At 68.1% G+C, this 25290-nt stretch carries 26 protein-coding genes; 13 read left to right on the forward strand and 13 right to left on the reverse strand.

The features are described from left to right. The first annotated feature begins 38 nt into the window (after positions 1-38). Entirely contained in the window at positions 39-188 is a 150-nt protein-coding gene (locus VV02_RS26480; protein ID WP_157063446.1) for a hypothetical protein, read from the forward strand. Here the strand turns inward: VV02_RS26480 and VV02_RS17830 are convergent. Further along, positions 158-1405, reverse strand: coding sequence for an MFS transporter (locus VV02_RS17830; RefSeq protein WP_218917438.1), 1248 nt, complete (start codon positions 1403-1405; stop codon positions 158-160). The two genes, VV02_RS26480 and VV02_RS17830, sit on opposite strands and share 31 nt — an antisense overlap. Before the next feature lie 85 nt (positions 1406-1490). On the opposite strand from VV02_RS17830, the gene VV02_RS17835 reads away from it, so the two are divergent. Next, positions 1491-2354: a LysR family transcriptional regulator gene (locus VV02_RS17835; protein WP_052593667.1), complete on the forward strand. Its 864-nt coding sequence runs from the start codon at positions 1491-1493 to the stop codon at positions 2352-2354. Between the two features lie 32 nt (positions 2355-2386). Further along, complete coding sequence (gene arsC, locus VV02_RS17840) at positions 2387-2743, forward strand: arsenate reductase (glutaredoxin) (protein WP_052597203.1); 357 nt, start codon at positions 2387-2389, stop codon at positions 2741-2743. A 3-nt stretch (positions 2744-2746) separates the two neighbouring features. Here the strand turns inward: arsC and miaB are convergent, their stop codons facing one another. From miaB to VV02_RS17870, 6 genes are all read right to left on the reverse strand, one after another. Further along, positions 2747-4264 carry a tRNA (N6-isopentenyl adenosine(37)-C2)-methylthiotransferase MiaB gene (miaB, locus tag VV02_RS17845; RefSeq protein ID WP_052593669.1) on the reverse strand — a complete coding sequence of 506 codons (1518 nt, stop codon included), beginning with the start codon at positions 4262-4264 and terminating at the stop codon, positions 2747-2749. Between the two features lie 73 nt (positions 4265-4337). Continuing rightward, positions 4338-5177 (reverse strand): ATP synthase subunit B family protein, encoded by an 840-nt coding sequence (locus tag VV02_RS17850; protein WP_052593672.1) that lies wholly within the window; start codon positions 5175-5177, stop codon positions 4338-4340. Further along, positions 5164-5733, reverse strand: a complete 570-nt coding sequence (locus VV02_RS17855) for a hypothetical protein (RefSeq protein ID WP_052593674.1) — start codon at positions 5731-5733, stop codon at positions 5164-5166. The genes VV02_RS17850 and VV02_RS17855 overlap by 14 nt, the downstream gene beginning before the upstream one ends. Before the next feature lie 159 nt (positions 5734-5892). Further along, positions 5893-6576 carry a hypothetical protein gene (locus VV02_RS17860; protein ID WP_052593676.1) on the reverse strand — a complete coding sequence of 228 codons (684 nt, stop codon included), beginning with the start codon at positions 6574-6576 and terminating at the stop codon, positions 5893-5895. Positions 6577-6869: 293 nt separating this feature from the next. Then, on the reverse strand, positions 6870-7097 hold the full coding sequence (locus tag VV02_RS17865; protein WP_052593678.1) for a hypothetical protein: 228 nt from the start codon (positions 7095-7097) through the stop codon (positions 6870-6872). A gap of 62 nt (positions 7098-7159) precedes the next feature. Then, positions 7160-8923: an HNH endonuclease signature motif containing protein gene (locus VV02_RS17870; protein WP_052593680.1), complete on the reverse strand. Its 1764-nt coding sequence runs from the start codon at positions 8921-8923 to the stop codon at positions 7160-7162. A gap of 239 nt (positions 8924-9162) precedes the next feature. Between VV02_RS17870 and VV02_RS17875 the strand changes: the two genes are divergently transcribed. Beyond that, positions 9163-9510, forward strand: a complete 348-nt coding sequence (locus VV02_RS17875) for an antibiotic biosynthesis monooxygenase family protein (RefSeq protein WP_052593682.1) — start codon at positions 9163-9165, stop codon at positions 9508-9510. After that, positions 9507-9917, forward strand: coding sequence for a YccF domain-containing protein (locus VV02_RS17880; RefSeq protein WP_052593684.1), 411 nt, complete (start codon positions 9507-9509; stop codon positions 9915-9917). Before VV02_RS17875 ends, VV02_RS17880 begins: the two co-directional genes overlap by 4 nt. Here VV02_RS17880 and VV02_RS17885 read toward each other — a convergent pair. Further along, positions 9823-11103 (reverse strand): MFS transporter, encoded by a 1281-nt coding sequence (locus VV02_RS17885; protein ID WP_052593687.1) that lies wholly within the window; start codon positions 11101-11103, stop codon positions 9823-9825. The genes VV02_RS17880 and VV02_RS17885 overlap by 95 nt on opposite strands. A 72-nt stretch (positions 11104-11175) precedes the next feature. Between VV02_RS17885 and VV02_RS17890 the strand changes: the two genes are divergently transcribed. Further along, positions 11176-12057 (forward strand): LysR family transcriptional regulator, encoded by an 882-nt coding sequence (locus tag VV02_RS17890; RefSeq protein WP_052593689.1) that lies wholly within the window; start codon positions 11176-11178, stop codon positions 12055-12057. 35 nt (positions 12058-12092) lie between these two features. Here the strand turns inward: VV02_RS17890 and VV02_RS17895 are convergent, their stop codons facing one another. The 5 genes from VV02_RS17895 to VV02_RS17915 all read right to left on the reverse strand — a co-directional run bounded on the left by VV02_RS17895 (position 12093) and on the right by VV02_RS17915 (position 16490). Continuing rightward, entirely contained in the window at positions 12093-13448 is a 1356-nt protein-coding gene (locus tag VV02_RS17895) for a DUF2786 domain-containing protein (RefSeq protein ID WP_052593692.1), read from the reverse strand. An 8-nt stretch (positions 13449-13456) separates the two neighbouring features. Further along, the gene (locus VV02_RS17900; RefSeq protein ID WP_245633124.1) at positions 13457-14068 is read right to left on the reverse strand and encodes a regulatory protein RecX; all 612 of its coding nucleotides are present in this window, start codon (positions 14066-14068) and stop codon (positions 13457-13459) included. A 2-nt stretch (positions 14069-14070) separates the two neighbouring features. Further along, positions 14071-15219: a recombinase RecA gene (gene recA / locus VV02_RS17905; RefSeq protein WP_052593694.1), complete on the reverse strand. Its 1149-nt coding sequence runs from the start codon at positions 15217-15219 to the stop codon at positions 14071-14073. Between the two features lie 233 nt (positions 15220-15452). Further along, positions 15453-16253 (reverse strand): transglutaminase-like domain-containing protein, encoded by an 801-nt coding sequence (locus tag VV02_RS17910; protein WP_052593696.1) that lies wholly within the window; start codon positions 16251-16253, stop codon positions 15453-15455. Further along, a complete protein-coding gene (locus VV02_RS17915) occupies positions 16254-16490 on the reverse strand; it encodes a DUF3046 domain-containing protein (protein ID WP_052593699.1) in 237 nt (78 codons plus the stop codon). 74 nt (positions 16491-16564) lie between these two features. On the opposite strand from VV02_RS17915, the gene VV02_RS17920 reads away from it, so the two are divergent. The 7 genes from VV02_RS17920 (at position 16565) to VV02_RS17950 (ending at position 25258) form a co-directional block, all read left to right on the forward strand. Beyond that, positions 16565-17524: a nitrilase-related carbon-nitrogen hydrolase gene (locus tag VV02_RS17920; protein ID WP_052593701.1), complete on the forward strand. Its 960-nt coding sequence runs from the start codon at positions 16565-16567 to the stop codon at positions 17522-17524. Next, on the forward strand, positions 17524-18558 hold the full coding sequence (locus VV02_RS17925) for an agmatine deiminase family protein (RefSeq protein ID WP_052593703.1): 1035 nt from the start codon (positions 17524-17526) through the stop codon (positions 18556-18558). The genes VV02_RS17920 and VV02_RS17925 overlap by 1 nt, the downstream gene beginning before the upstream one ends. Positions 18559-18625: 67 nt before the next feature. Further along, positions 18626-19486, forward strand: coding sequence for an SDR family NAD(P)-dependent oxidoreductase (locus VV02_RS17930; protein ID WP_052593704.1), 861 nt, complete (start codon positions 18626-18628; stop codon positions 19484-19486). Next, entirely contained in the window at positions 19486-20019 is a 534-nt protein-coding gene (locus tag VV02_RS17935) for a carboxymuconolactone decarboxylase family protein (RefSeq protein WP_052593706.1), read from the forward strand. The genes VV02_RS17930 and VV02_RS17935 overlap by 1 nt, the downstream gene beginning before the upstream one ends. A gap of 220 nt (positions 20020-20239) precedes the next feature. Then, complete coding sequence (locus tag VV02_RS17940; protein WP_052593708.1) at positions 20240-22339, forward strand: M4 family metallopeptidase; 2100 nt, start codon at positions 20240-20242, stop codon at positions 22337-22339. A gap of 99 nt (positions 22340-22438) precedes the next feature. Then, entirely contained in the window at positions 22439-23773 is a 1335-nt protein-coding gene (locus VV02_RS26095; protein WP_083450261.1) for a S1 family peptidase, read from the forward strand. A 45-nt stretch (positions 23774-23818) separates the two neighbouring features. Further along, a complete protein-coding gene (locus VV02_RS17950; RefSeq protein WP_052593710.1) occupies positions 23819-25258 on the forward strand; it encodes a M28 family metallopeptidase in 1440 nt (479 codons plus the stop codon). Positions 25259-25290 lie beyond the last annotated feature (32 nt).

Genomic DNA, 25290 nt, shown 5'->3' on the forward strand with positions numbered 1-25290 from the left:
TACTCCTGGGGTGAGGCCCCCGGGACACGTCGCCGCACATGACAAACGCCGCCCGAGGGCGGCGTGAGAAGGAAGAAGAGGTCTCGTCAGCGGCCGCCGGTCAGGACAGCCACCACCACTGGCGCGCGGGACGAGAGATCAAAGCCATGGACGCAGGTTACGACATGACCGCAGTCGGCATCGACTGAACGTGACGGCTCGGCGCGCTCCGGGAGCGCCACAGGAGCACACCCACTGCTCCCGCGAGGAGATAGAGGCCCGCGACGTAACCGACCAGACCGTTCCATCCGGCAGCGCTGTACGCCAGCCCCGCACACGCTCCGGCGACCGAGCTGCCGACGTAGTAGGCGAAGAGGTAGAGCGCACTCGCCTCCGCGCGGTGCTCGTGAGCGAGGCGCCCCACCCAGCCGCTCGCCACCGCGTGCGCTCCGAAGAACCCGGCCGTGAACAGCAGCACTCCGACCAGCACGCAGATCAGCGAGCTCGGCAACGTGAGAGCGAGGCCCGCCAGCGCGGTCCCCTCACTCATCACCAGCACCGCGCCGCGTCCGGCCCGATCCGCGAGCCGACCGGCGATAGCCGACGACACCGTGCCCGACAGGTACATGAGGAAGACCAGACCGACGATCGTCTGAGGGAGATCGAACGGGCTTGCCAGCAAACGGAATCCAAGGATGTTGTACGCCGACACGAAGCCTCCCATCAGCAGGAGTCCGCTCGCGAACAGCGCCAGCAGGTCGGGCTCCCGGAGGTGTTCGAGCAGGTTCCGTGCCGTCGTGAGGAAGCCGACGCGCTGCGGCCGGAAGTGCTCCGACGGTGGCGCCAGGCGCAGGAACCATGCAGTGAAGGCGAGCGAGACGAGAGCCGCCACCTCGAGCGCCCACCGCCAGCTGCTCACATCGAGCACGAACGAAGCCAGCAGTCGCCCCGCCAGCCCACCGATCGTCGTACCCGCGATGTATCGACCCATGGCAGCACCCAGGGAGTGGGCGTGCACCTCCTCGGCGAGGTAGGCCATCGCCGTCGCGGGAACTCCGGCCAGGGCCAGCCCCTCCAGCCCGCGCAGCACGACGAGCACCTCCATCGACGGCGCCCAGGGCACGATCACGCCGATCACTGCCGACAGCAGCGCGGAAGAAGCCATCACCCGGGTCCGGCCGAAGCGCTCGGACAGCGCACTCGCCGGGATGATCGCGAGGGCGAGCATGCCCGTCGTCGCAGACACGGCCAGCGCCGACGTCGCGGGAGAGACCGAGAAGTCGTCGGCGAGCTGCGGGAGAACGGCCTGGGCGGCGTACATCGCCACGAAGGTGGTCATGCCGGCCGCGAAGAGCGCCGCAGTGATCCGCCGGTAGCCCGCATCACCGCGCTGGTAGCCCGCGGGCTCGGTCGGGGCGTGGCTCATGCCTCCCATGCTGACGGCCGCGCCGATCATACGGAAATGAATCTTTGATCGCTGACTCATGCACTAGACGCATAAAGTGCTGTGCATGAGAGACGCCGTCCGCTGGTTCGTCGTCCTCGCCGAGGAGGAGAACGTCACGGCCGCGGCAGCTCGGCTGCAGATGTCGCAACCGACGCTGTCCCGGATGCTCGGGCGGCTCGAACGACGACTCGGTGTCCCGCTCTTCGACCGCCACGGCCGCCGGCTCTCTCTGAACGACACCGGCAACCGGTACGCCGAGCACGTCCGCCGCGCGGACCGTGAGCTCGCGTTGGCCGAGCAGGTGGTCGCCGACCTGACCGCTGAGGGACCACGCGTCGTACGCCTGGGCTTCCTCCACTCGTTCGGCACCTGGCTGGTGCCCGACCTGGTCCGTCGTGCCCGCGAGCACGACCCCAGCCTGTCGTTCGAGCTCGTGCAGGACGCTGCCGACGTCATCCGGGACGGCGTGATCGACGGCAGCCTCGACCTCGGGATCCTGTCGCCGCAACCGACCTCGAGGCAGGTGACCTGGCGACGGCTGATGCGCCAGTCCGTTGTGCTGGCCGTCCCGCCTGGTCACGCTGTCGAGACCCGTCGTGGCGTACGTGTCGAGGAGCTCGAGGGAGAGGCGTTCGTCTCGATGCCCCCTGAGTACGGCATGCGCCAGATGCTCGACGACGCTTGTGCCGCAGCAGGATTCGAGCCACGGATCGTCGTGGAGTGCCAAGACCTGCACACCGTTGCCGGCCTGGTATCGGCCGGGATCGGCGTCGCGCTGCTGCCTGCGGAGCAGACGCCGCGCTACAGCGCCGGTGTGGCGACCACTCCCCTGCTGGGCGCCGGCGCCGGACGAGATGTCGGCCTCGTCTGGGCGCGGCATCGTCCGCTCTCGGCACCCGCGCGGGCGGTCCGCGACATCGTGTCGTGAGGCTGTCCGAGACGGGCGATACGGTCAGCGGCATGAGTGATGTGACGCTGTTGCACAACCCGCGCTGCTCGACCTCGCGCGCCGCCCAGGACGAGATCACGGCGGCCGGTGTCGACGCCGACGTCGTGCAGTACCTCAAGGATCCGCTGGACGCCGATCAGCTCCGAGCGCTGCTCGCCAAGCTCGAGGACGAGCCGACGGATCTGGTTCGTCGGGACGCGGCGTTCAAGGAGCTCGGGCTCACCGATGCTGACGTCGCGACTGCGGATCAGGTCGTGGCCGTGCTGCTGGAGCACCCGCGGCTCATGCAGCGTCCCGTGATCGTGAAGGGTGACCGCGCGATCATCGGTCGGCCGAAGGACCGCGTCCCGGCCTTCCTCGCGGACTAGGAGTCAGATGCCGCAGGCAGGTGCGGCGACCTCAGCGGTCGCCGGCTTGCCGATGCGTGGCATTCCCAGCGCAACTGCAGGCTTCTTGGTCACACCGTCAGCAGCGTTCTCCTGCAACGCTTCCCACGCATCACCGCCACGCGTTCGGCGGATCGAGAAGGCGCCTCCCTCGATACCTGAGTCGGCCACGAGATGGTGCGGCGCGCCGTACGTCACCTCGACGGTCACCACGTCTCCCGGCCGCGGACGGTCCACGCCCTCCGGCACCGAGAAGTGCACGAGACGGTTGTCCTGGGCCCGACCTGACATGCGATGGGTCGCGGCGTCCTTGCGGCCCTCGCCGGGTGCGACGAGGACCTCGACGGCGCGGCCCTCGACCGCGCGGTTCTCCGCCCAGGAAACCTCCTCCTGGACCTTCAGCAGGCGCTCGAACCGTTCTTGCACCACGGCTTTCGGGAGCTGGTCGGGCATGGTCGCGGCCGGAGTGCCAGGACGGATGGAGTACTGGAAGGTGAAGGCGGAGGAGAACCGAGCCTCGCGTACGACCCGCAACGTCTCGTCGAAGTCCTCCTCGGTCTCGCCCGGGAAGCCCACGATGAGGTCGGTCGTGATCGCGGCCTCGGGCATGCGGTCGCGGACCCGGTCGAGGATGCCGAGGAACTTCGCCGACCGGTAGGAGCGGCGCATGTCCTTGAGGACCTTGTCGGATCCGGCCTGCAGCGGCATGTGCAGGGACGGCATGACGTTGGGCGTCTCGGCCATCGCGTCGATCACGTCGTCGGTGAAGGCAGCCGGGTGTGGGCTGGTGAAGCGCACGCGCTCCAGTCCCTCGATGTCGCCGCACGCGCGCAGCAGCTTGCCGAATGCCAGCCGGTCCCCGAACTCGACGCCGTAGGAGTTGACGTTCTGTCCGAGCAGCGTGACCTCGACGACGCCCTGCTCGACCAGCGCCTCGATCTCGGCAAGGATCTCGCCGGGGCGGCGGTCCTTCTCCTTGCCGCGCAGGGCCGGGACGATGCAGAACGTGCAGGTGTTGTTGCAGCCCACCGAGATCGATACCCAGCCGCTGTACGCCGAGTCGCGCCGCGTGGGCAGTGTCGACGGGAACGTCTCGAGTGACTCCAGGATCTCGACCTGCGCCTCGGCGTTGTGCCGGGCGCGCTCCAGCAGGACGGGCAGCGACCCGACGTTGTGCGTCCCGAAGACCACGTCGACCCACGGAGCCCGCCGGACGATCTCGCCGCGGTCCTTCTGCGCGAGGCAGCCGCCGACAGCGATCTGCATGCCGGGGTGCGCATCCTTCACGGGACGCAGGTGGCCGAGGTTGCCGTACAGCTTGTTGTCGGCGTTCTCGCGCACCGCGCAGGTGTTGTAGACGACGACGTCCGGTGCCTCGGGTCGTTCGGCCTTCGCCAGAGCCCCAACGTCCGTATAGCCCGCCGACTCCAGCAGGCCGCTGATGCGCTCGGAGTCGTGGACGTTCATCTGGCACCCGTGGGTGCGGACTTCATAGGTTTTCATGGCGACACCCAGGGTACGACGGAGCGTCCCGTTCCCGAACCGCCAAGTCTCCCCGCGACGCTCATTGCGTCTCTCAGCGCTCAAGTCCCGCATCCCGACTGCGCGTCCCACGGGCGACCCTCGCGACGTATGACAAACCCTGGGCGTACTGGCCAGGCAGCTGGGTAGCACGTTGCTCCGCAATGCGCGCAGCAAGGCCGATCGGTCGGGACCGAGCGGCTCGCTCCGCCCGCTGATCCACCACAGCGACTAAGTCGTGCTGGATCTCCGCACGCTGGGCGCGCACCAACGCCAGCTCCTCGCTCAGCGCGGCCCGCTGCGTCTGGGCGGCGGCCGGATCTTCCTCGGCTAGCGCCAGGTCGTCGGCCAACGTCCTCTCGCGCTCCGACCAGTGCTCAAGTTCCTTGCTACGCAGCAGCTCTCGCAGCTCCTCGAACACCTCGCCAGCGTTCGCATCGGTGATCTCTCGCACGATGAACGTGTCCGGGTAGATCTCGCGCAGCTCGTCCATCCGGCCCCGAACCGCGGGCGGCATCTTGCCCATGTCGCGCACCAACCAGAGCATGGTGCCATCGCGCTCGAGCAGCTCTCGATCCTTGCGCAGCTGCAGCAAGGCGTGCTCGGCGTTGGTGCCACCGGCCTTGGCTTCGATCGCCAACGGGTGCTCCAGCTCGACACCGACATCGTGGAAGCGCCGACCCAGCTTCGTCGAGTAGTACGCCTCCTGGCTGTATCCACGATCGAGCCTGCAGTCCAGGCCAGCGTGGATCTCCACCACCCATGCATCGCCCACCTGACGGGCGTGCGCCCACCGTTCGAGCGCCTCGCTGTAACCGTCGAAGTCACGTGGCACCTCGCCACGCTCTTGCTTGCGGGCGACGTACGCAACGAACTCCGCCTCAGTCGGGACCATCGCCGACGCCGAGCCGATTCATGTCCTGCGCGAGGAGGTAGTCCTCCCACTCTTTGGGAGGCAACCGGCCCGCCTCAACCCAGGCGTCATAGTTCTTCTGCGCACGGCCAAACAACCGCGCCCACTTCTCGCCCGTGCGCTCGGACATCGCAGCCCCGACATGTCGGGCGACCTCGAAGTAGCTGCCCATGGCCGGCTCGTCGATGACCGGCTCCTTGTCCGAGGACTTCTGGGGCCGCATCGCGATCCACCGCCAGGAGCCCTCGAAGTTGCGGACGAACACCTCACCCAGGTAGCGCTGGAACCGCTTCTCCCGCTCGCGCCGCCACGACAGGTCGCCCGGCTCCCGGTCCCAGTACCAGCGCAAGGCCGCCTGCTCCGCGTGCCGCAACCCCTCCACAGTCCACGGGTCGGCCGGCATGTCCGGCACGTCCTTCTCGAAGAACAACGCGAGCTCGTCGTACATCGCAGCCAGCCAAGCCACGAACACGGGGTCCTGCTGGTCGCGCTCACGCTGCTCTAGCTCGGCCGGCGTGTACTCCTCGAACCTGCCCACGATTGAGTCCTCCCATCTCGCTCACGACACTGCACTCGACGTTAGTCCACCGGGGGCTCGACTCGACCATGGCGGATCGGGCGAGCACCTCTGGACCTCGGCTGACTCCTTGAAGTGCCAAAGCCCCGACCCATCACCGGGTCGGGGCTTTGCGCATTCCTATGATCCGCCCAGCCAGGTGACAACAGCCAGAGTGACCGCCACTACGGCGACACCCGCACCTATCGCTGCTTCCAGGAGCATCCTGATGTCCGGGTCGCGGATGATCGCGCCCACAGGGCGCTGCCAGAAGCCGGGAGGTCCGTCTACAAACCTGAAGTTCGCGACCCGATCAATGGTGCGGACCGACCCTGGCCCGCCATTGCATACGGCAGTGAACACAAGCTCCTCACCGGTCTTCAGGATCAGCGGCTCCAGACGAGCATCGACGGGGCTCTCGTCGACGAGGCTCAGGTCGATGAGGCTCACAATCGCCTTCGGGATAGTTGTTGGCAGTGGAAAGGAGACGTTTGGAATGGCGAGCACAAGCGTGTCCTGGAACGTCCAACCAATCGCATCGCCGTCGGCGCCGAAGTCGTCCTTCGAGAGGTCCTTCCGGCCCGTGTTTCGCACGCGAACCTCGAGCAGCCATGGGTCGTACACCCGCTCGCCGTCGACCACTACTTCGATCTTCGGGACCGGACCCGACACTCGCCCGTCGATGATCGGAATCCACCTGCTCGTGACGTTGATCCGGCCAAAGTCCTTGCGAACTATCGGCCAGACTGCAAGTCCGATCCCGACCAGCGTGAGCAACACGAGAAGCCACGAAATCCAGTTCGGAATGTCCGGCAGCCCATCCATCGCAACCTCCCCATCGCCCTGACACGCCCAAAGACTTTCGCAGCCTAGCCTCGCGGCCCTATAGCCGCACGGGTCACGCGAATCCTCTTTCCTCCCAATGGCTTTCGTCCTTCACGTCGACTCGCCGCTACGTAGGTGCAAGAAGGATCTGCTAGGTCTTCATGGCGACACCCAGGGTACGACGGTCCCCCACCTCTCCCCGAACCGTTGCATTGGCGGACCATCACGGTGGAGGGTCGCGAGTGAGGGGCCGTCGGTCGACTGGACATTTCTCCGCAGAACGGGCTGGCCACTCACTCGGTCCAAGTGCCGGCGGGCCAGTCGGCGGAGCTCATCTCCCGTTCCTGCCGAACATCGACCACGATGGCGCTGACCAGGCCAGCCGTCATCAGCGCTGGCCATGGTGCGGTGTCCCAGTGACGCAACCGCAGCTCGTTCACGAAGAACCCCGCGAAGACGAGCGCGCCGATGAGGAAGATCGCACGCACCACGCGCTGTTCGGTGCGTCGCTCGAGCCTCATATTCGGACACTACGACGCCACGCGCTCGGGTGTGCGCCAATCTCCTGAAGGTCCGGGCTCCGTCAGAACGGTGGTGGGTCGAGGGCTGGTGCGGCCGGTGTGTCCGCGCGCACGAGCCCAGATCTGATGGCGGCCATCTCGGTGGTCATCGGGGCGGGATCGGCGTGTGGTTCGAGGAGGGCGGCGAGCTCTTGCTCCAGCCTTGAGAGGTCGGGTTCGGTGAGCTCGGCCGGGTTGTGGTGGTCGGCCAGGTGGGTGGTGATGCTCTGCCCGGTGAGGGTGGACCAGCGGACGCTGCCGTCGGGTGCTTGCTGGGAGTGCCACCAGCGGCGCGTCTTGGTCTCGTGGTGTGCCCGGTGCAGCAGGTGCAGGTTGTCTTCGTGGGTGGCGCCCTCGGAGGGCAGGCGCGCGCCGTTGACCCAGGGGGTGTCGTGGTCGAGGTCGCAGTCAGCAGCCGGGTGCTCACACCCGGGTGCTCGACAGTGCTGGTCGCGTGCTTGGACTTGTCGGCGCATCTTTGCTGGTGGCCGGTAGGTCGATGCGGAGTCGATGACCGCGCCGGTGAGGGGGTCGGTGACCAGGCGCCGCCACACTGATCCTTCGGCGAAGGCCAGGTTGCGGACCTGGTCGGCGGTCAGGAACCCGTACCCGGGCACCTCGGCCACGCCATGACCGGTCAGTGGTGCGGACCCGCTCGGGTGCGGTGGCGTCGCGTTCGTTGGTGAGCAGTCACTGATGAGTCGTCCGCGGGCCGACCGGCGGCCACCGCGGCGCATCGGGTCTGCATCTGAGCACGCGCCCGTGGCCCCGGGCAGCAGGGTGGACAGGTGCACGATGACCTGCAGCTGCGCCGCGGGTGCGTCCGCCAGGAGCGCGTCGCCGGGGACCTGGCCGCGGATCAGCAGGTCGGTGGCGATGTCTGAGCGCAGCTGAGCCAGGGTCCGCCCATCACCGGCAGCCCGCGCCCGCCGAGCCAGCGCGGTCACTCGTTGCTGAGCGGCGAACGCTCGCTCACGGGAGGCGGTGATCGTGGTGTGCGCAACCCCGTGGCTGCCGGCGACAGTGTCGACATCCCGCCGGGCGACCGCGTCCTGGGTGGCGCGGGCTGCGGCCTCGGAGGCGGACTCGGCCAGCACCAGCTGACGAGCCAGCCGGCGCCGGAACGTGGCTTGGGACAACGGCACCGACCCCAACACACCAGCCAGCTCAGTTCTCTGCGCGGCCGGGTCCGCGTCACTCTCCAGCGGCACTGCGCCGACCGGTGCGAGGACCCGCTTGGCGACCATGTCCGCGGTGAGCGGGTCCAGGTGCGCGGTCTCCTTCAACAGGGTGCGCGCCCGCCACCCCGACACCGTGCCCTGACGCAACCGCGCCCGCAGATAACCCGCCCGCTCAGCCGTCGCGGTCGCGAACGCGACCCGCTCACGACACTGCGTGATCGGCAACCCGGTCAACAGCTGCACCTCAACCGTCGCCGCAGACCTTGCCAGACCCTGCCGGCTCCTGCGCGTCGAACGAGCCTCGTGCTGACCGACATTCAGCCCCGGATCATCCTCGATTCCGGTGACCAGCTGGCCTATCGCTTCGGCCTCGATCGACTCCGCCCAAGCCTGCACACCCTGCGCGGCCGTGATCAGCACCCCCGCCGCCGCCCGCGCCGCCTCATACTCATCGATCTCAGCGGCCGCAGCCAGCGAAGGCGAGACCGGCCCGCGACCGCTGACCGCGCCGACGACATCAACGAGCCAGGACGCCAGGTGTGCGGGCAACCCAACCAGGGACAACGACTCGGGAGCGGCGTCCGCAGGCATCGGCTGGTCGGACATCGGGCCCCCTCTCGCGTGGTCGTCGGGCAGCACCAGACTTCGAATATACGTTCGACTCTAGTCGCTCGGATCAGTCACGCGCAAGGCCGAATCATTAATGGGGACAAGCAATTTCGGCTGTCGGTGGCTTCTGCTATGGCGCCCCAAACTGGCCCGCCGAGACCACCGACGCCATGGCGCGATGACCACCGAACTCGCGGCACCGACGTACGCCCATGCCTCTTGCTTAGGCTCTTGGCATGACCATCGTGAAGATCAACGCCATCACCGTGCCGGCCGACAGCGGGGACGAGCTCGGCCGACGGTTCGCCGCCCGCGCGGGCGCGGTTGACGGCCAGCCCGGCTTCGAGGGCTTCGAGCTCCTACGTCCGACCGATGACCGCAGCACGTGGCTGGTCATCACCCGATGGGCGGACGAGGAGTCCTTCGAGGCGTGGAAGACCAGTCAGAGCTTCGACCGCGCCCACCGAGGCACCAGCGGCGACCGGAATGCCGAGCCCGGCGAGGCGCCGCAGCGCCCCGTCGGCATGGAGTCCGAGCTGTGGTCGTACGAGGTCGCCACGGGTTCGGGCGGCGGTCCCCGATGAGACTCCTGCTCAACCTGATCTGGTTCGTCTTCGGCGGGCTGTGGCTCGCGATCGGCTACGCGTTCGCCGGGCTGATCATGTGCCTGCTGATCGTCACGATCCCCTTCGGCGTCGTGTCCTTCCGGATCGCGTCGTACGTCCTGTGGCCGTTCGGGCGCACCATCGTGGACAAGCCTGGTGCCGGGACCGGCTCGGTGATCCTCAACGTCATCTGGTTCGTGCTCGCGGGCTGGTGGCTGGCTCTGGGCCACATCCTGACGGCCGTCGCGCAGGCGATCACGATCATCGGCATCCCGCTCGCGATCGCCAACATCAAGCTGATCCCGGTGACGCTGGTGCCGTTCGGGAAGGACATCGTCCCGACCACAGCTGTCCGCCAGGGTCAGCGACAGCTGCACTCCATGTGACCGCTTCAGGCGCCGCCCACCGACGGAGCCGCAGCATGGGGCCTAGCAGCGCGACCACCGTCGTGAGGATGCCGGCGGCAGCCAGGGTCGGGCGTACGCCCGCGACGGCCAGCAGCGGTGCGCCGAGCAGCATCCCGGCGCTACTCGTGGCGTTGATGACGACGGACTGACCGCTCATCAGCGTCCGCCGCACCGGCCCAGCGCCGGCCGCGGCGATGATCCGGTTGACCGCGCCAATACCGAGCACCGCGAAGCAGCCGCCGATACCTCCCATGAGCGCAAAGCCCCACGGGGTCGTCCACAGGCTCATCCCGATCCATGCGAGGCCGCCAACGGTCCATGCCAGTCGCGCCACGGCCATCGGCGCCAACCGGTGCACCACCCGACCGACGAGGAGTGTCCCTGTCAGGGACCCCACGCCGTACGCCGTCATCCCCGCTGCAAAGTAGACGCCGGCCCGATCCTGCTGCGCGCCGTAGACCGACATGCCGAGGGTGAACGCGAACCACGTCAGGCAGCTGGTCCCGCGCAGCAGCCAGCCTCGTGCCACGTCGGGGCGGCCGACCAGAGCGGACCGGATGCTCGGAATCTCCTCTACTGCTCCGTCGGCGGGCTCGGTGGGCCGAACCGGCAGCGCGAGCAACGCTGAGACCACGAGCATGAACGCCTCGAACCAGAGCGCCGGCAGGAGCCATCCGAGCATCACGGCGACGCCCCCGAGTGACGGCCCGACCAGCATCGTGCCGCGACGAATGCCGTCCTGCCACGTCAGCAGCGACACGGCACCTCGCTCCCCCAGCCGGTCACCGATGTCGGCGAAGAGGGCCATGAGTCCCGGCGCCGCCAGGGCCTGGAACACGCCGAGCGCCAGTCCGGCCGCCGCGAGGGTCACGGCGTTCAGCCCGCCGAGCCAGGCCAGCAGCGGGACAACCGCCAAAGGCGCGGCCTCGCCGACCTGCACCGCGGCCAGGCCCCGTCCGGACGTGATTCGCTGCCGCAGACTCCGCGCCCACCACGGCGACGTCAGTACCGGCAGGCCGGCAGCGCCGGTCACCAGGCCGAGGGCGGCGACAGAACCCGTCTCCTGGAGCACCACCAAGGGCAGGGCCACCTGGGCGAACCGGAAGGCCAGCTCGCTCATCGCGTAGCCGGCGAAGAGTCGTGTCGCGTCACCTCGTGCACTCACCCGTCCACTGTCTGTCCTGACGTCGGTCCTCGGTAGAGAGCAAAGCGATGGATCCGCTCATAGGCTGTGCCTATGAACTCATCACCGAGCGTCGATGACCTGAGACTGGTCCTGGCCGTACGGCGCGCCGGCTCGGTTGGGTCGGCGGCTCGAGAGCTGGGCAGCAGCCAGCCCTCGGCGAGCCAGCGTTTAGCGCGTATCGAACGCCGTTGCGGCACAGTCCTTTTCGATCGTGACACGACCGGTGCCCGACCGACCGCGGCCGGGCTGGAGATGGCACGTCAAGCCGAGCACATCCTGGGTCATCTGGAGGGCGTGTACGCATCGACTGCGGCGGCCACCGAAGAGCGCCCTCTGGTGATCGGCACGTTCGCCAGTCTGGCCGCATCCGTGCTCCCGGCACTGGACGAGCTGCTTCCGGACGTGTCCATCGAGCAACGCTTCGACCACGGCAACCGGATGATCGAGTGGGTGGCCGAAGGCACCATGGACGCCACCTTCGTGGCGATCGTCGAGCAGGTCACCCTGCCTCGACGGGTCTTGGTGCATCCGGTCGGAGCTGACCGGCTGGTGCTGTTCCGACCTGCCGCAGCCACACCGGCCGGTCGCGGCAGGTGGCCGTTCAAGGGCCGTGCGGTCGTGTACTCGACGTACGACCTCGGCTCGGCCCAGCTCCAGGCGCGGCTCGAGTCGTTGGGCGCCACCGCACGTCGCGGAGTGACCATGCCGACCACTCTCGCCATGGCCCGGCGCCGAGGGCACCTGGCTGTCGTCCCGCAGAGCGCCATCGCCCGCGACCTACGCGACGGCGAGGCGATCGATCGGCTGCCCTTCACGAGCAGGCTCAGGCTGTCCATGGTCACGGGTCGCGAACCCGACCCGCGGCTCGTTCGCGTGCTGCCGACGCTGCGCCGCGACCTTGGCCTGACACCCGTCAGGGCGCCCGCACGGTAACTGAGCGGGCGCAGGCACGGCCGATCGGTGCCGACTCAGGAATCCGGCCGGCCGTCGCGGCCACCCGACCGGAGCTCGTCCGCTGACGAGAGCCGGGCTCGGTCCGCAGCGCTGCGACCCGAGTGCCAGCCCTCGGCATCTCTGGCCGGTCGCGGACCACTCTTCTTGACCTGCGGGAAGAGCGTGTCGACCGCTTGCCTCACGTCCTGGTCACGGTCGGCAAGGACACGGACCAACGCGCCGCGCTCGGGCCGAATCGACGCCTCGCCGGGACGCTCAGGCTCGCCGACGGGATCGGCCTGGGCCGCCGCAACCGCGGCGTCAGCGGCCTCCTGCAGCCGCTCGCCGATCCGCATGGCGTAGGCGGACAGGAACGACGACCGGAAGCTCCGCGTCCGGCTGCGACCGCGGGCGTCGGTGCGCTTGCCGGCCGCCGTCATCGCCTGCGTGGCCTGGACCAGGAGTGATGTGTAGAGCAGCTCAACCGCATCCGCATCGACCTCGAAACCGACCACCGTGGCGAACCCGAGCTGCTGACTCCAGACCACCTGACAACGATTGACCTGGGCGACGGCGGTCAGCAGCATCGCTTTCTGACCGTCGTACGGGTTGTCGACGCCGATCCGCCGGCCGCCGGGACCGTGTCCCTCGTGCCCGGACACCTCGTCAGCAGCAGCGACCAGCGCGGCATCGATGCTGTGGCGAGCCATCAGCGACTGGGCACCTGCGGTGAACGTCTCGGCCTCGGCCTCGAACGTCGTGGACTCCGCCTTGGCGAGCAGCTGACGCACCCTGGCCAGGATCCGTTCGTCAACAGCCGGTCGGTCCTGCCGATCCGCCACAGCGACGTCGGGTCTGGCCGTGCCGGGCAACGGGGTCAGCCTCTCGATCCTCGGGAGCTGGAGAAGCAGGTGCAGCACGGTCAGCGTCCGGGTCAGCAGCATCAGCCAGTCGGAGCCGCGGTGGCGATGGGCCTGCAGCAGAGACTGGGACCTCGGCCACCATGAGCCACGGCTGATGTCGGCCAGCTGGGCGTGCCAGCGGCGATCGACCGTTGCTGTCGCATATCCGGCGAGCTGATCGACCATGACGTCGGCCAGGAGCTCTTGCTCAGCCGGAGCCAGGCGGCGCACGGCGAGGCGATGGACGTCGGCCGGCTGCCAGCCGCCGTCCCAGGCACGCAGCACACCCTGATGGAGCTGCGCTCCCAGCTCGCTGACGACGATCTGCTCTCCGGTCGCCGTCCCGCAACGCTGAGCGAGGGCGACAGCCACATCGTCGAGCGCGTCACCACGATCCAGGGCAATGGCAGTGACCGCGTGACCGATCTGACGCCTGACGTCCTGCCGTGCCACCTCGAGCAGAGGCTCAGAGCTGTGGTCGTCGTTCACGTTCTCCCCTAGTCGGGCTGGTGCTCGGGCGCGTCCGCGATGACTTCCTTGATGACGGCCCAGGACAGCGATGATGAATACCCTTTGCGCGCAAGCATTCCCGCCATCCGGCGGGCCTGGACCGTGGGGTCGAGGCCATGCATCGAGCGCATCTTCTTCTCCGCGAGCGCCCGAGCGCGTTCGCGTTCGTCCTCGTCGTTGATGTCCTCGAGCGTCGCTGCCACGGTGTCGTCATCGACCCCTTTGCGGCGTAGCTCTTGACGCAGGGCACCACGCGCCAGGCCGCGGCCAGTCTGCTGGGAGCGCACCAGCATCTGCGCGTAGGCCCCGTCGTCGATCAGCCCGACCTCCTCCATCCGGTCGAGCACCCGCGAGGCAACCTCGTCGTCGCAGCCCTTCTGGCGCAGCTTGTCGGCCAGCTGCCGGCGACTGCGGGGCGCCATCGTCAGCTGTCGCAGCACGATGGCGCGGGCGACCTCGTCGGCATCCGGCTCCGGATCCGCCGCCGCCGTGCGGTCGGGGTCGGTCAGTGGGTCACCGGGCGGCGCGGGTTGCGGGGCCGCCCCCCGAGCGAACTCTGGGGGCGGCCCCGCGGCCCGTGCATCGAACGGTCGAGTCACGGTCAGAACTTGACCGGCACCTCAGAAACCGGCGGCGCGGCGACACCGCCGGTCTTTGCAGCGCCAGCGACCTTCCCGGCACCCACAGCCTTGCCGGCGTCGATCGCCTTGGCGGCATCGGCCGGCTTGTCGACCTGGGGACCGACTCCGAGCTTTTCCTTGATCTTCTTCTCGATCTCGTCGGCAAGATCCGGGTTGTCCTTGAGGAAGGTGCGGGCATTTTCCTTGCCCTGACCGAGCTGATCGCCCTCGTAGGTGTACCAAGCGCCGGACTTGCGCACGAAGCCGTGCTCGACACCCATGTCGATCAGGCCGCCCTCGCGGGAGATGCCGTGGCCGTAGAGGATGTCGAACTCAGCCTGCTTGAACGGCGGGGAAACCTTGTTCTTGACGACCTTGACCCGGGTGCGGTTGCCGACCGGGTCCGAGCCGTCCTTCAGCGTCTCGATGCGACGGATGTCCAGTCGCACCGACGCGTAGAACTTCAGCGCCTTGCCACCTGTGGTGGTCTCGGGCGAGCCGAACATGACGCCGATCTTCTCGCGCAGCTGGTTGATGAAGATCGCGGTGGTGCCGGTGTTGCTCAGGGCCCCGGTGATCTTGCGCAACGCCTGCGACATCAGCCGGGCCTGCAGACCGACGTGGCTGTCACCCATCTCACCCTCGATCTCGGCGCGTGGCACCAGAGCCGCCACCGAGTCGATCACGATGACGTCGAGCGAGCCGGAGCGGATCAGCATGTCCGTGATCTCCAGCGCCTGCTCACCGGTGTCCGGCTGGCTGACCAGCAGAGCATCGGTGTCGACGCCGAGCTTCTTGGCATATTCCGGGTCGAGCGCGTGCTCGGCGTCGATGAACGCCGCCAGGCCACCGGCCCGCTGCGCACTGGCCACCGCGTGCAGGGCGACCGTCGTCTTGCCCGAGCTCTCCGGGCCGTAGACCTCCACCACGCGACCGCGAGGCAGTCCGCCGATCCCGAGCGCGACATCGAGCGCGATGGAGCCGGTCGGGATGACGTCGATCGGCGGGCGGACGTCGTCGCCGAGGCGCATCACCGCGCCCTTGCCGTGGGCCTTCTCGATCTGCGACAGGACAACGTCCAGGGACTTCAGCTTGTCGCCGGACTCAGATGACCTGGGGGCTGGTGCCATAACGGCTGCTCCTTCAAAGAAACTCGTGGGCGGGCGCGCCTACCTTCGACCGACCGAGGTCCGCAGGTGCGGTGCCTCGAGTACGTGTCAGACGCTAGGAGCCGCCACCGACAACCACCGCACGCCCACGTCGTGCTGTGGACAAAGTGGCCGCCGGACGGGCACCTGTGCACAAACGTATCCGAACACGCGTACGAGAAGCACGCGACCCGCCGTACCCCGCGTGTCGGTCCTCAGACCATCGAGACCGGGCTCACCTGGTCATCGTGTGGGAGGGGCCCCTCGACCAAGGCGGTCACCCGCATCCCGCGCAGGTTGACCCGCCCGCCGAAGCGGGTGAGGAACGAGGTGTCCGCCGCGTCGCGACCCGTCGAGATGCGCAGCAGCGACTGCCGGGGCGCCAGCCCCGTCGAGTCGACCAGGTGCCACGCACCGTCGACGTAGGCCTCGGCCACGGCGTGGAAGTCCATCGGCACCAGACCTGGTGCGTAGCAGGCCACGATGCGCGCAGGGACCTCGAGCGCCCGCAGCATCGCCACCGTCAGATGGGCGAAGTCGCGGCACACACCGTCGCGCGCCAGAAACGTGTCGATCGCACTGTCGGTGACCCGGGAGGACCCGATGACGTACGCCGTCCGCTCCCGCACCCACGCGCGTACGGCCTGCAGGAGCTCCATCTCCTTGAGATCGCCGAACTCCTCACGGGCCGAGCCGAGCAGCCGGTCGGACTCGCAGTAGCGGCTCGGCAGCAGGTAGGTCAGCCGGTCGACGAGGTCCTCCTCGAACGGCTCCGCCTCCCCCACGACCGTCGCCTCGTAGCGCACCTCGTGCTGGCCGGGCTGGACGTCGACCACATGGGTCACACCGTCGTGCCGACCTCTCAGCGCGAGCACGTCGCGGGCCTCGCCCTCGGCCGTGACCGTGAACGTGTCCTCGATCTGCAGGCCGGGGCGCTGGGCAACCGCCACCTGGATCGCCAGCCGGGCAGGCGTGGCCACCTGAAGGTTGAGCACGGACGTGACGGTTCGCTTCACCTACAGCTCCTTCGGGTTCTCGCGGACGGGCACATCCTTGCCGAGCAGCCGCTCGGGCGGTACGCCCATATCGGCGCACATGGCCAGCCAGACCTCGCGTGGTTTGTGGCGTGCTTCGAGGGCTTCGTCGACCGTGAGATCACCGAGCGCGTGGATCATGTGGGTGCGCGCGAGCATTCTGCTGTACGACGCCCCGAACTCGTCGTCCATCAGCCGCCAGAACTCGCTCATCCGCACAGGGGCGACGGTCTCACACGCGATCCGGCCAAGAGGGTCCGGGCAGTGCGGAGCAGTCGGCGATACTGACCCGCATGGAGCTCATCACCGCCCCGTCCGTCCCCACTTCCTGGGCGCGCGTCGACCAGCCCGAGCGGCCACCCGTACGCGTCGGTCTGGTGCAGCACGCCTGGGACGAGGACGCCGACCGTCTGCGGGGCACCCTGCTGGACGGCATCCGTACGGCCGCCGACGCGGGCGCCCGCATCGTCTTCCTGCCCGAGCTGACACTGTCGCGCTACCCCGCCGACACGCTGCCGCACGGCACGCCGTCCGCGATCGCCGAGAGCCTCGAGGACGGGCCGACCATCACCTTCGCGCGCGATGCCGCTGCGCAGTCCGGCGCGCTCGTGCACGCGTCGCTCTACGAGCGGGCCGACGAGGGCGACGGACTCGGTTTCAACACCGCGATCCTCGTCGCGCCGGACGGTCGCCTGGTGGCACGTACCCGAAAGACCCACATCCCCGTGACAGCCGGTTACTACGAGGACAAGTACTTCCGTCCCGGTCCGGCCGATGACGCGTATCCCGTTGTCCCCCTTCAGGATCCGCAGATCAAGGTCGGTCTCCCGACATGCTGGGACGAGTGGTTCCCCGAGGTGGCTCGGCTGTACGCCCTGGGTGACGCCGATGTCCTCGCCTACCCCACGGCGATCGGCTCGGAGCCCGACCACCCCGAGTTCGACACCCAGCCGTTGTGGCAGCACACGATCGTCGGCCACGCGATCGCCAACGGCCTGTTCGTGGTCGTCCCCAACCGCTACGGAACCGAGGGTCTGATCACGTTCTACGGCACCTCGTTCATCGCCGATCCTTACGGTCGGGTGCTCGTCCAGGCCCCGCGCGACCGGGCGGCCGCGCTCGTCGCCGACCTCGACCTGTCCCAGCGCAAGGACTGGCTGGACCTCTTCCCGTTCCTCGCCACGCGGCGACCGGACTCGTACGCCGACCTCGCCGCTCCCGTACGCCCCGAGCACCAGCGGCACGTCGACTGATGGCGCCCTGGATCATGCCGTCCGAGACGGCAGAGCACTCCTGCACCTGGATGGCCTGGCCGCACGCCGGTTACACCCTGGGTGGCACCAGGCTGGAGGCCGAGGCGGCCCGTCGAACGTGGGCCGCCGTGGCCAACGCGGTTGTCGGGTTCGAGCCCGTACACATGGTCGTGGACCCGTCCGCGGCCGAGGTCGCCCGCGCGCACCTCGACCCGTCAGTCGCGCTGCACGAGGCGCCGTTGGACGACGCATGGATGCGCGACATCGGCCCGAGCTTCGTGCTCGACGGGGCCGGCCGGCTCGGCGCCGTCGACTGGGTCTTCAACGGCTGGGGCGCACAGTCGTGGGCCACCTGGGAGCACGACTCCCAGATCGGTTCGTACGTCGCTGGGCTCGCTGACGCGACGGTCATCACGTCACCGATCGTCAACGAGGGCGGTGGAATCCACGTCGACGGCGAGGGCACGGTGCTGGTCACCGAGACCGTGCAGCTCGACCCGGGCCGCAACCCGAGTGCGACCAAGGCGGACATCGAGGCCGAGCTCGCCCGCACGATCGGCGCGACCAAGGTCGTCTGGGTCCCGCGCGGGCTGACCCGCGACTACGAGGAGTTCGGCACTCGTGGGCACGTCGACATCGTGGCGACACTCCCCTCGCCCGGTGTCGTCCTGGTGCACGACCAGCAGGACCCCGACCACCCCGACCACGCCGTCAGCCGCGAGGTCATCGACTTCCTCGCCTCTCAGACAGATGCTCGCGGACGATCCTTCGAGATCGTTCGAATCCCAGCGCCTGCAACGCTTTTCGATGATGACGGGCCGGTCGACTACAGCTACGTCAACCACCTGGTCGTCAACGGCGGAGTCATCGCGTGCACCTTCGACGACCCGCACGACGAGCGTGCGCTGGGTGTGCTCGAGCAGGTCTACCCCGGTCGCCGCGTCGTCGGCGTGGACGCCCGCGAGCTCTATGCGCGCGGCGGCGGCATCCACTGCATCACCCAGCAGCAGCCACTCGCCGGAGAGCAGCACTGACCCCAGGTCCTGAGATCAGGTAATCGATTTACCTACTCGTCCGTATCACGCGGGCTACCGTGTCCGCATGCCTTCCACTCACGACCTCGCCGGTCGTCGCGTGCTCATCACCGGCGCCGCTCGCGGCATCGGTGCGGCCCTCGCCCGTCGGCTCCACGCGGCCGGCGCTGAGGTCGCCATCCTCGGCCTCGAACCCGAGCTCCTGCAGGAGGTCGCCGCCGAGGTCGGCGGTCCATGGGTCGAGTGCAACGTCGCTGACCGCTCCCAGGTCGATGACGCGGTTGCCAAGCTGGTCGCCGAGCTGGGTGGCCTCGACGTCGTGGTCGCCAACGCCGGCATCGCCAAGCAGCTGCCGCTCGACGGTGGCGACCCGACCGTCATGGAGCGCACGCTCCAGGTCAACGTGCTCGGCGTCTACTACACCCTTCGGGCCGCCGCTCCCCACATCAACCACCCGGGCGGGTACGCCCTGGTCACCTCCTCGTTGGCCGCCGGCATCAGCCTCCCGCTGCTCGGCGCATACTCCGCGTCGAAGGCAGCTGTCGAGGCGCTCGGCAACACCTTCCGGATGGAGGTACGGCCCACCGGCGCCAAGGTCGGTGTCGCCTACTTCGCCGAGATCGACACCGACATGACCAGCCGCGGATTCGGCACCGAGTCGGCGGCAGCCCTGCTCGGCGGCGGCGGCTCGGTCAGTGGCGTCGCACCGCTCACCTCCGCGATCGATGCGCTCGAACGCGGCATCACGCGACGGTCGCGGCGGATCTGCGCGCCGTTCTGGGTCCGCGGTGTGCTCCCCGTCCGCGAGGTCGCGCAACGGGTCGTCGAGCTGCGCCCGCTCCCCCGGCTGACCGAGGCGCTGGAGATGGCTCGCCACGAGAACGTCGACTTCACGACTGCGCAGCCCGACCCCACACGCCGCCCCTGATGAGTGCGCGGATCGGCCCCGGCACGCGCCGGGAGATGGGCCTGCCGGCGTACGTCATGACTCGGGTGGCCGGCAAGGTCACCCACACCGAGCCGCCGGCGATCTTCACGACGCTGGCTCGCACCCGCAAGACCTACTGGGGCTGGCTCGGATTCGCCGCGACACTCATGCCTTTCGGGAGCCTGCACCGCCGGGAGAGCGAGCTCGTCATCCTGCGCACCGCGCATCGCAAGGGAAGCGACTACGAGTGGGCTCACCACGAACGTCTCGGACGGCGAGCAGGCCTGAGCCGCAACGAAATTGAGGCGCTTGGCCGTGAGGACGCCGGCGACTGGTCGCCCAGGGAAGCCACCCTCATCGCCGCCACCGATGAGCTGCTGCGTGATGACGACCTCAGCGACGCGATGTGGACCCGGGTGCGCGAGCATCTGGACGAACGCGAGAGCATCGAGCTGCTGCTCCTGATCGGGCATTACGCGATGCTGGCGACGACCCTGTCGACGCTGCGCATCAGCCCCGATTCCAGTTCCTGAACATCACCTGAACGTTTCTTGACCGTGCGTGTGCATGGTGGATTCATTCCCCCCTGGAACGCCATTTCCTACCACCCAACACGTCAGGAACCTTGCCGCGGCACAACTGGATTCACGACTCTTCGGGCAGCCCACCAGGAAGCACTCGGCCAGAGCTGAGTGGTCCCAGGCTGGCTCCCCCCGCCACCAGACCGGTGGCTCCGTAAGAGGAGGAACGTCAGTGAAACATCTGAAGCCCGTCGTCATCGGTACGACGCTCGCCGCCGCAGTCGCCCTGTGCCCCACCACGAGCGCCTTCGGTTCCGTCTCCGGATCACCTCAACCCGTGCCACACGCCAAGGCCGTCGCCAACGCACAGTCGAACGCCGCGCAGGCCGCGACCTCGTTGGGCCTCGGCAGTGACGAGGCACTGGTCGTCAAGGACGTCATCGTCGACGCCAACGGCGCCAAGCACATCCGCTACAACCGCACCTACAAGGGTCTGAAGGTCATCGGCGGCGACTTCGTCAGCCACGCCGACAAGGCCGGCAAGGTCACCAGCGTCACCTGGAACCGCGGACTGCAGAAGATGGCTTCGCTGACCACCGCGCCGCGCATCTCGAAGTCCACCGCGCTCGCGGCGGGCAAGAAGAACGCCGCGGCGAAGAAGTCCACGGCCGGCACCGCCAAGGGCGACCTGGTGGTCTACGCCGCGTCGGGCAAGCCCACCCTTGCGTACGAGGTCGTCACCCGAGGCTCGCAGAAGGACGGCACGCCCAGCGAGCTGCACACCTTCGTCGATGCAGCGACCGGGGCGACGCTGGGTTCGCGGGAGCGGATCGAGACCGGCACGGGCGACGGTGTCCACGTCGGCAACGTCACCCTCGACACCACCAAGAACGCCAGCGGGCAGTTCCAGCTCAAGGACAGCCACGGCAACTACACGACAGACACCCACAGCCAGGGCAACGAGTCCACGGGCTCGGGTCCGGCCGGTGACCTGTACGTCGGTGCCGACGACTCCTGGGGCAACGGCACGGCCGGCAAGACCAGTGAGTCGCCTGCAGTCGATGCCCACTACGGCGCGACCAAGACGTTCGAGTACTACAAGAACGTCCAGGGCCGCAACGGCATCTGGAACGACGGACGCGGTGCACCTTCACGCGTGCACTTCGGCTCCTCGGGCGCCTACCAGAACGCGTTCTGGGACGGCACGCAGATGTCGTACGGCGACGGATCCGGTGGCACTCACCCGCTGACCGCGATCGATGTGGCCGGCCACGAGATGAGCCACGGTGTCACCGAGAACACCGCCGGTCTGGACTACAGCGGCGACGCCGGTGGTCTGAACGAGGCGACCTCGGACATCTTCGGCACCAACGTGGAGTGGTACGCCGCCAACGCCGAGGACCCGGGCGACTACCTCATCGGCGAGGAGATCGACATCAACGGCGACGGCTCGCCGCTGCGCTACATGGACAAGCCGTCCAAGGACGGCGGGTCCAAGGACTGCTGGTCCTCCACCCTGGGCAACCTCGACCCGCACTACTCCTCAGGTCCGCTGAACCACTGGTTCTTCATGGCTGCTGAGGGCTCGGGTGCCAAGACCATCAACGGTGTCGCCTACGACAGCCCGACCTGCGCCGGCACACCCGCCGTCACGGGCATCGGTCGCGACAAGGCTGCCAAGATCTGGTACAAGACGCTCTCGACCTACCTGACCAGCGGCAGCAACTACGCCGCCGCCCGCAACGGTGCGGTCAAGTCGGCCAAGGACCTCTACGGTGCGACGTCGGCCGAGTGCAAGGGCGTCGAGGCGGCCTTCACGGCCATCTCGGTCGTGGCAGGCACGGAGAAGTGTGACGGTGGCACCACGCCGCCCACCGGCGACAACCTGCTGACCAACCCGGGCTTCGAGTCCGGTGCAGTCAGCTGGACCGGCACCTCCGGCCCCATCACCAACAACTCCGGTCGCCCGGCTCACGCGGGCTCCTGGAAGATGTGGCTCGGCGGCAACGGCTCCACGGCCAACGAGAACGAGTCGCAGCAGGTAGCCGTTCCGGCCACCGGTACGCCGAAGCTGTCGTACTGGATCCGCACGGACACCTCCGAGTCCGGCAGCAGGGTGTACGACTCCGCCAAGGTCCAGGTCATCAACGGCTCGACGACCTCGACGCTGGCGACGTACTCCAACGTCGGCACCAACGCGACGTACACGCAGAAGACGTTCGACCTGTCGGCGTACAAGGGCAAGACGATCACGGTCAAGTTCTCTGCGACCGAGGACTCCTCGCTGCAGACGAGCTTCGTCGTCGACGACGTCTCGGTGACGGCGAGCTGATTCCAGCTTCTTCGCACTGACCGGCCGGCCGCCGTACCTTCCGGGGTACGGCGGCCGGTCCGGTTTGTGACCCAATCCCCTTTGGCGACAGGAAAGCTCATGACCACACGATCCCTGCGGACCGCATCCGCACTCGGGGTGCTGTGCGCCGCAACCACCCTCGCGACCGCACTCGCACCGGCGGCCACCGCCGCCCGCACACCACGCCCCACGACCGTCGCGGCCGACAGTCTCGAGTCGACGATCGCGCTCAACAACTGCTCGGCATCACTCGTGCGCTACCCGACCTCGGTCGGCTCGGACCGCGCGTTGATGCTGACGAACGGCCACTGCTACGAGGGCGGCTTCATCGACGCCGGCGTCGTGCTGCGCAACAAGGCGAGCTCACGCTCGGGCACCTTGCTCGACGCGGCGGGCAACAGCAGCGGCACGGTCAAGGCCGACACGTTGCTCTACGGCACGATGACCGGCAACGACGTCGCGCTCTACCAGCTCACCGAGACCTTCGATGCGATCAAGAACCGTACGTCGCGCTCGCCGCTCACCATCTCGGGCAGCCATCCGGTCGACGGCACCTCGATCGCGGTCGAGTCCGGCTACTGGAAGCGCGTCTGGAACTGCTCCATCAGCGGGTTCGTCCCGACCGTGCGCGAAGGCGACTGGACGTGGCACGACTCCGTTCGCTACAGCTCATCCGGGTGCGATGTCATCGGCGGCAGCTCGGGCTCTCCGGTGGTCAACACCTCGACCGGTGAGGTCGTCGCGATCAACAACACCATCAACGAGAACGGCGAGATGTGCACGGTCAACAACCCGTGTGAGGTGGACGAGTCCGGCCACACCACGGCGACCAAGGGTCGCGGTTACGCCCAGGAGACCTACTGGTTCACCACCTGCCTGACCTCGGCGCGGGTCATCGACCTCACCGTTGCCGGCTGCAAGCTGACCGGCGCCACCACGGAGCCGCCGCCGACGGGTGCCAACCTGCTGAAGAACCCCGGCTTCGAGTCCGGCGCGGTCAACTGGACCGGCACGTCCGGCCCGATCACCAACGACTCCGGCCGACCGGCCCACTCCGGGACGTGGAAGGCATGGCTCGGCGGCAACGGACGTACGAGCAGCGAGAACGTCTCCCAGTCCGTGACCATCCCAGCCACGGCCACAGCACCCAAGCTGTCCTACTGGATTCGCAGTGACACCAACGAAACTGGCAGCACGGTGTACGACACCCTCAAGGTCCAGGTCGTCAGCGGCACTTCGACGACCACGTTGGCCACGCACAGCAATGTCGGGACCAGCTCGACATACACGCAAAAGACCATCGACCTGTCGGCGTACAAGGGCAAGACCATCACCCTCAAGTACGCGGCGACCGAAGACTCCTCCCTCCAGACGAGCTTCGTCATCGACGACACCTCAGTCACGGTCGGCTGACCGTCCGCTCTCAGGCTCTTTCCTTCTCCCCCAAGGACATTCACCATGAGAAGACCCTCCCGTCGCCTAGCCGCCATCACCGTGGCGAGCCTGACGACAGTCACCTTGGCCGTGAGCACGCAGACCGCGAGCGCTGGCCCGACAGCGACGCTCGCAGACCCCGACATCTCGGTCACCAACACCAAAGCCCATCTCGACCAGCTCCAGTCGATCGCCGATGCCAACGGCGGCAACCGCTACACCGGCAAGCCCGGGTACAAGGCTTCCGTCGACTGGGTGAAGGGCAAGCTGGACGCCGCCGGCTACACGACCACGGTCCAGCAGTTCTCGACCAGCGCCGGAACCTCGTACAACCTCATCGCTGAGTGGCCGCACGGCGACGCGAACCACGTCGTCATGGCTGGCGCTCACCTCGACAGCGTGAGCCGCGGGCCGGGCATCAACGACAACGGATCTGGCAGCGCCGGCATCCTGGAGACTGCTCTGGCTTACGCCGCGAGCGGTGAAACGCCAAAGAACAGAGTGCGGTTCGGATTCTGGGGTGCCGAAGAGCTCGGCCTGGTGGGTTCGAAGTACTACGTCAACAACCTGCCTGCGGCCGATCGCGACAAGGTCGAGGTGTACCTGAATTTCGACATGATCGCCTCCCCCAACCCGGGCTACTTCGTGTACGACGACAACCCTGCGGGCGACAGCGCCCGGGACGACCTCACGACGTACTTCGACGGCAAGAGCATCCCGTGGGAGTACATCGACGTCCAGGGCCGCTCGGACCATGCGGCGTTCCGCTCGCTCGGGATCCCGACCGCCGGCACCTTTACCGGCGCAGAGGAGACCAAGACCTCAGCCCAGGCGAAGAAGTGGGGTGGAGAGGCGGGTGCAGCGTTCGACCCGTGCTACCACTCCGCCTGCGACACGAACGAGAACCTCGACCTCACCGCGCTCGACCGCAACATCGACGCCATCGGCCACATGGTGTGGACCTACGGCGCGAAGGACTACGGAAGCGATCCCGAGCCGCCGACGGGTGCCAACCTGTTGAAGAACCCCGGCTTCGAGTCCGGCGCGGTCGACTGGACCGGCACGTCCGGCCCGATCACCAAGGACTCCGGCCGACCGGCCCACTCCGGGACGTGGAAGGCATGGCTCGGCGGCAACGGACGTACGAGCAGCGAGAACGTCTCCCAGTCCGTGACCATCCCAGCCACGGCCACAGCACCCAAGCTGTCCTACTGGATTCGCAGTGACACCAACGAAACTGGCAGCACGGTGTACGACACCCTCAAGGTCCAGGTCGTCAGCGGCACTTCGACGACCACGCTGGCCACGCACAGCAATGTCGGGACCAGCTCGACCTATGCCCAGAAGACGCTGGACCTGTCGGCGTACAAGGGCAAGACGATCACGCTGAAGCTGACCGCATCCGAGGACTCCTCGCTGCAGACCAGCTTCGTGGTCGACGACACCTCGGTGACGGTCGGCTGAGCGTTCGGTCGGCCGTCGAACCTTCGGCGGCC

This window comes from Luteipulveratus mongoliensis (assembly GCF_001190945.1).
GTDB lineage: Bacteria > Actinomycetota > Actinomycetes > Actinomycetales > Dermatophilaceae > Luteipulveratus > Luteipulveratus mongoliensis.